The sequence below is a fragment of the Erwinia sp. B116 genome, from assembly GCF_002865965.1.
Taxonomy (GTDB): domain Bacteria; phylum Pseudomonadota; class Gammaproteobacteria; order Enterobacterales; family Enterobacteriaceae; genus Erwinia.
The window spans coordinates 21,144-26,405 of the sequence record NZ_JRZZ01000004.1 but is presented as its reverse complement, the minus strand read 5'-3'; the positions used below and the strand labels follow the sequence as shown (position 1 = coordinate 26,405).

Genomic DNA, 5,262 nt, shown 5'->3' with positions numbered 1-5,262 from the left:
TTTACAGCAACGCAGGTGGGCAGATCTGTCAGCGCTGCCGGGAAAAAGCCGGCGGCGTCAGCGGGTCACAGCAGCAGCTGCTCCGGGCGGCAGGCGTAGAGCCGTGCCAGACGCTCGCGGGTTTTTCTCTGCGGTTTGCTGTCGGCACGCTCCCACTGAGAAACCGCGGACTGGGTCGTGCCGAGTTTTTCCGCCACCTCGTACTGTGACAGCCCGCGGTGGATGCGCCAGGCGGCCTGCAGGCTGACGTCCTGATCGACCATAATGCTCACCACCTCCTGCGGTACGGTTTCATTATCGTCGGCAGCCGCCGCGTAATCGAGGTTGGCCCAGCCTGGCCCGGCGGCGGCAAGCAGCTGTTCGTAGTCGGTAACGGGCAGCACCACAAACTGGATGTTGCCCAGGCCGTCATAGATATATTGTTTGGACATTGCGCCTCCTTTCTCAACCGGTAATACCGGCGTTTCAGTAAGTCCGGCTGGTTCGGCGTTTCACCTGCTGGATCAGCAGCACCAGTGGCTTACCCTGTACCAGTTCAAAAATCACTCTGTAGTCGCCGACCCGCAGGCGGTGGTAGTTCTCTTCCCCCTCCAGCTTTTTCACATCGAGGATCACCGGCGGGAAGGCCACCAGCTGGGCGGTCTTATCCTTGATGGCCTGTCGATAGCGACGATCGATCGTCAGCAGCTGCTTTAAGGCCCGCTTGGACCAGAGTACGTTTCCCATTCTTCCCCCATTGGCGTCAGGTCGCCAGACGGGGTGATTAGATAGTAGGCCTTAAATCTGATTATTTCAAATTTAAAATCTAATTATCTAATGTCATTTGTGCTCCCCGTTGGCGTTCGGTGTGGGACAGGGTCAGCGCAAACCCGGGGAGAGGCCAGCGGGACGGCATCGGGTTCAGAGGCAGGGCACAGGCTATTTTACCGGTTGCAGCGGGGTACAGCGAGGAAAGGAGGCGCGCCGCAGAATCAGACAAAAAAGGCCAGCCGGCGTGAGGTGAGCATCACGCCGGCTGGCCAGCAGAGGGGGGAGCGTAAACCGCGTCGGTTAGCGGAAGCGCATCGACAGATCCAGCGCCCGCACGTGCTTGGTCAGCGCGCCGACCGAGATATAGTCCACGCCGGTTTCGGCAAAGGTGCGCAGCGTCTGGTCGGTGACGTTACCGGAGACTTCCAGCAGCGCCCGGTTATCGCTCAGCTTCACCGCTTCACGCATCTGCTCCACGCTGAAGTTGTCCAGCATCACGATATCGGCCCCGGCCTGCAGCGCCTGCTCCAGCTCCTCCAGCGACTCCACTTCTACCTCTACCGGCACGTCCGGGTGCAGCCAGAAGGCTTTCTCCACCGCTTTGCTAATCGAGCCACAGGCGATGATGTGGTTCTCTTTGATCAGAAATGCGTCCGACAGCCCCAGCCGGTGGTTGGCACCGCCGCCGCACAGCACGGCGTACTTCAGCGCGGTACGCAGCCCCGGCAGGGTTTTGCGCGTATCCAGCAGCTGAGTGCGGGTGCCTTCCAGTAGTGCGACATAGCGGCTGACTTCGGTGGCCACGCCGGAGAGCGTCTGCACAAAGTTCAGCGCGGTGCGCTCGGCGGTGAGCAGCAGCGGTGCCGGGCCGGTGATTTCAAACAGCGGCTGGTCGGCAACCAGCTTATCGCCATCCTCCACGTGCCAGACCAGCTTCGCTTTATTGCCCAGCTGGATAAAGACCTCTTCCACCCAGCGCTTGCCGCAGAAAATGCCGGGTTCACGGGTAATCACCACCGCGTGGGCGGGGGTATCGGCGCTGAGCAGGCTGGCAGTGATATCGTTATCGGCGTCGACATCCCCGCCCAGGTCTTCCCGCAGCGCCTGGGCCACGGCGGGGGGGATATCGTCCTCAATGCGCTCCATCAGCTCCGTGCGGCGGTGATCCGGATCGTAACGGCGGGATGTCATGGCTTAACTCCGAAAGGTCGGCTAACAGTGGCAACATGCTAGCCTGGTTGCCGCCCCGTTGTCAGCAGTCGCCTGAGCCGGACTGAACATCTCGCCGTTGGCAAATGCCCACTCCTCCGGTCGGGTGAAACTCAGCGTCACCTTTACATCCCTGGCACTCATCCTGCCTGCTGCAGTGGCTATAACCGGGTCACCGGCCCGCTGAACAGCACCGGGCCGGTCGGCAGCCCGGTCGGGGAGCCGCCCTGCGGTTCGAGGCTGATGGCCAGCAGCGGCTGCCCGGCCAGCTCAGGCGCGGTAAGAGTTTGCTGTCGCCGGATATCGGCGGCCAGCAGACCCAGCGACTGCGGTTTTTCCCCTGGTGGGATCAGCCACAGCTGCAGGCTGTGCTGCGGCGGTATCGCCGCGGTGCCCAGCGCCTGCACGGTCAGCTGACGACGGTCGGCGCTCAGGCTGACCACCCAGCTGCCCGCCTGCTGGCTACCGTTAAGTACCGCCACCGCCTGCGGTGCCGGCGCAGGGGAGGAGCTGAGCTGCACCCAGACCAGCGCGCCGGCAAACGAGGCCGCCAGCGCCCAGCCGAGCCACGGCCAGCTGACGCGCCGCCGTACTGCGGGGTCAGCGGGCAGCGAACGAACGATGCGCTGCCACACCGCCTCCGGGGGCTGCACCGGGGTGAGATTACGGTCGAGTTCGGCAAGCGCGTTCTGCCAGCGGCTGACTTCGGCCGCCAGCGCCGGCTCCTGAGGCAGGCGGCGGGCAAAACGGCGGCGTGCCGCGCCGCGCAGGGTGCCGAGGGCATATTCCGCGGCCAGCGCTGAATCATAATCCTGTCTGCTTTTCATAGGCCCACACACGCTTTCAGTTGCATTAATGCGCGCCGGATCCAGCTTTTCACCGTGCCGGCGGGTTGCTGCAGATGCAGCGCAATTTCACCGTGCGACAGCCCCTGATAATACGCCAGCGTCACGCTCTGCCGCTGCTCCGCTGACAGCTGCGCCAGGCAATTCGTCAGCCTGAGCGACTCCGAGCTGAAGGCCTCGCGCTCCGCCCCGGATTCAGTTTCCACCATAACGGTTTCCTCCTCTTCCAGCTCAAGGGCGCGGTTATCCTGCAGCCGCAGATAGTCGATGGCGCGGTTACGGACGATATGGGTCAGCCAGGTTTGCGGAGCGCTGAGCGCCGGGTCATAGCTGGCGGCACGCTGCAGGACGATCAGGAAGCTGTCGTGGAGCACTTCTTCGGCCCAGCCGCGTCGTCGAACCATACGCAGGGCGATAGCAAACAGCCAGGGTGAGTAGCGGCGGTAAACGGCCTCAAATGCGCGTTTATCCCCGGCAGCAACGGCCTGCAGCAGCAGAACCTGGCTGTCTATGGTCTCGTCCGTCATCAGGCGTCCTGAAAAAAAGTGCAGAGGGAGGGGAAATCCAGAATTCCCCCTGCACAAAGTGTATACCCATTATTTTGACTTCAGCGGGTATATTTATTCTTTCCCTTAAGGTGCTGGCGCAATAACGTTTTACGGCATCAGTACGGTATCGATGACGTCGATCACGCCATTTTTCTGCTGTACGTCATAGGTGCTGATACTGGCGACGTTGCCTTTTTCATCTTTCAGCTGAATATTGTGCGGGCCGTTCTGCATGATCCACAGCGGCGCGCCGTTCACCGTTTTCAGCTCGGCGTGGCCGTTGCCCTGGTTAATCTTTTTCATCAGCGCTTTCATATCGTATTTACCCGCCACCACGTGGTAGGTCAGCACGCTGGTCAGCATGGCTTTATTTTCCGGTTTCAGCAGATTGTCCACGGTGCCGGCCGGCAGTTTGCTGAAGGCGGCATTCGTGGGGGCAAACACGGTGAAGGGGCCGGCACCCTGCAGGGTATCCACAAGACCCGCGGCCTTCACGGCGGCTACCAGCGTGGTGTGGTCTTTGGAATTCAGGGCATTCTCGACGATGTTGCGCGACGGATACATTGACGCTCCGCCGACCATCACGGTGTTAGCGGTCATTTCTGCCATTGATGCGGCGCTGAACAGTAATGTGGTGCAAACGGCTGAGCAGATAAGCGTTTTCATAAGCAGTTCCTCTGGGGAAAGAAGGCACGGCGTGCCCTGTACTGCTATCTACGGTTGAGGAGGCAAAACGGATGCAGAAAAAAAGAAATTTTTTTCTGTGGTGCCAGACGCGGCGGAGAAGTTTACTTAGCCCGAAAAAAATCATGCTAATCTGAGGGCAATCTGACCACAGAGGAGCAGGGCATGCAGTTGCAACAGGGCTGGATCACGGGCATCAGGCACGTACCTTCGCCGCATTTTAACCCGCGTCCGGACAATGAAACGCCGTCGTTACTGGTTATTCACAATATCAGCCTGCCGCCGGGCCAGTTTGGCGGCCCGTGGATTGACCAGCTGTTCAGCGGCACGCTCGATCCCACCGCCGATCCCTATTTTGCCACCATCGCCCACCTGCAGGTGGCCGCCCACTGTCTGATCCGCCGTGACGGCGAGATCGTCCAGTACGTCCCTTTCGATCTGCGCGCGTGGCACGCGGGCGTCTCCTGCTATCAGGGGCGCGAGGCGTGTAACGACTTCTCGATTGGCATCGAACTGGAGGGGACCGATACGCTGCCCTATACCGACGCGCAGTATCAGGCGCTGCTGGCGGTGACCCAACTGCTGATCGGCCACTATCCTGCGCTGGCGCAACATATTACCGGCCACAGCGATATCGCCCCCGAACGTAAAACCGATCCCGGCCCGGCCTTTGACTGGGGTCGTTTCCGCGCGGCGCTGGCGCAGCCTGTGGCACATTTACCGGAGGTTCAGCCATGACGCTGTTTAGTTTATTACTGGTATTAGGCTGGGAACGGCTGTTTAAGCTGGGGGAACACTGGCAGCTGGACCACCTGCTGGAGCCGCTGTTCCGCCCGCGCCAGCGTTTTTCGCTGCTGCGCACGCTGCTGATGGTGCTGCTGGCGATGGCGCTGACCGCGCTCTGCCTGCTGGCGCTACGTGGGCTGTTCTTCGGCCTGCCGCAGCTGCTGTTCTGGATCGTCGTCGGGCTGCTGTGCATCGGTGCCGGGTCGGTACGGCTGCACTATCACGCCTACCTGAAGGCCGCAGGCCGCAACGATACCGATGCGCACAATGCGATGGCCGAAGAGCTGGCGCTGATCCACGGGCTGCCGGGCGAGTGCAGCGAGCGTGAATACCTGTGCGAGCTGCAGAACGCGCTGCTGTGGATCAACTTCCGTTTCTACCTCGCGCCGCTGTTCTGGTTTGTGGTGGGCGGCCCGTGGGGGCCGGTACTGCTGGTGGGT

8 protein-coding genes are annotated in these 5,262 nt (G+C 61.4%); 2 read left to right on the top strand and 6 right to left on the bottom strand.

Features of this window, described 5'->3' with window-relative positions; all coding sequences use genetic code 11:
• Positions 1-65: 65 nt before the first annotated feature.
• From NV64_RS04320 to NV64_RS04295, 6 genes are all read right to left on the bottom strand, one after another.
• Complete coding sequence (locus NV64_RS04320) at positions 66-431, bottom strand: helix-turn-helix domain-containing protein (RefSeq protein WP_056236101.1); 366 nt, start codon at positions 429-431, stop codon at positions 66-68.
• Positions 432-465: 34 nt separating this feature from the next.
• Positions 466-726: a type II toxin-antitoxin system RelE/ParE family toxin gene (locus NV64_RS04315; protein ID WP_056236104.1), complete on the bottom strand. Its 261-nt coding sequence runs from the start codon at positions 724-726 to the stop codon at positions 466-468.
• Positions 727-1,050: 324 nt separating this feature from the next.
• On the bottom strand, positions 1,051-1,941 hold the full coding sequence (gene nadC, locus NV64_RS04310; protein WP_056236109.1) for a carboxylating nicotinate-nucleotide diphosphorylase: 891 nt from the start codon (positions 1,939-1,941) through the stop codon (positions 1,051-1,053).
• A 179-nt stretch (positions 1,942-2,120) separates the two neighbouring features.
• Entirely contained in the window at positions 2,121-2,786 is a 666-nt protein-coding gene (locus NV64_RS04305) for an anti-sigma factor domain-containing protein (RefSeq protein ID WP_101505399.1), read from the bottom strand.
• Complete coding sequence (locus NV64_RS04300; protein WP_056236114.1) at positions 2,783-3,331, bottom strand: sigma-70 family RNA polymerase sigma factor; 549 nt, start codon at positions 3,329-3,331, stop codon at positions 2,783-2,785. Before NV64_RS04300 ends, NV64_RS04305 begins: the two co-directional genes overlap by 4 nt.
• Positions 3,332-3,460: 129 nt before the next feature.
• Positions 3,461-4,018: a fasciclin domain-containing protein gene (locus NV64_RS04295; protein ID WP_101505398.1), complete on the bottom strand. Its 558-nt coding sequence runs from the start codon at positions 4,016-4,018 to the stop codon at positions 3,461-3,463.
• A gap of 183 nt (positions 4,019-4,201) precedes the next feature.
• Between NV64_RS04295 and ampD the strand changes: the two genes are divergently transcribed.
• Together ampD and ampE are read left to right on the top strand one after the other, a co-directional pair.
• Positions 4,202-4,774 carry a 1,6-anhydro-N-acetylmuramyl-L-alanine amidase AmpD gene (gene ampD / locus NV64_RS04290; protein WP_056236121.1) on the top strand — a complete coding sequence of 191 codons (573 nt, stop codon included), beginning with the start codon at positions 4,202-4,204 and terminating at the stop codon, positions 4,772-4,774.
• Positions 4,771-5,262, top strand: a 492-nt coding sequence (ampE, locus tag NV64_RS04285) for a beta-lactamase regulator AmpE (protein WP_233208919.1), incomplete at its 3' end; no start/stop codon positions are given. The genes ampD and ampE, both read left to right, overlap by 4 nt.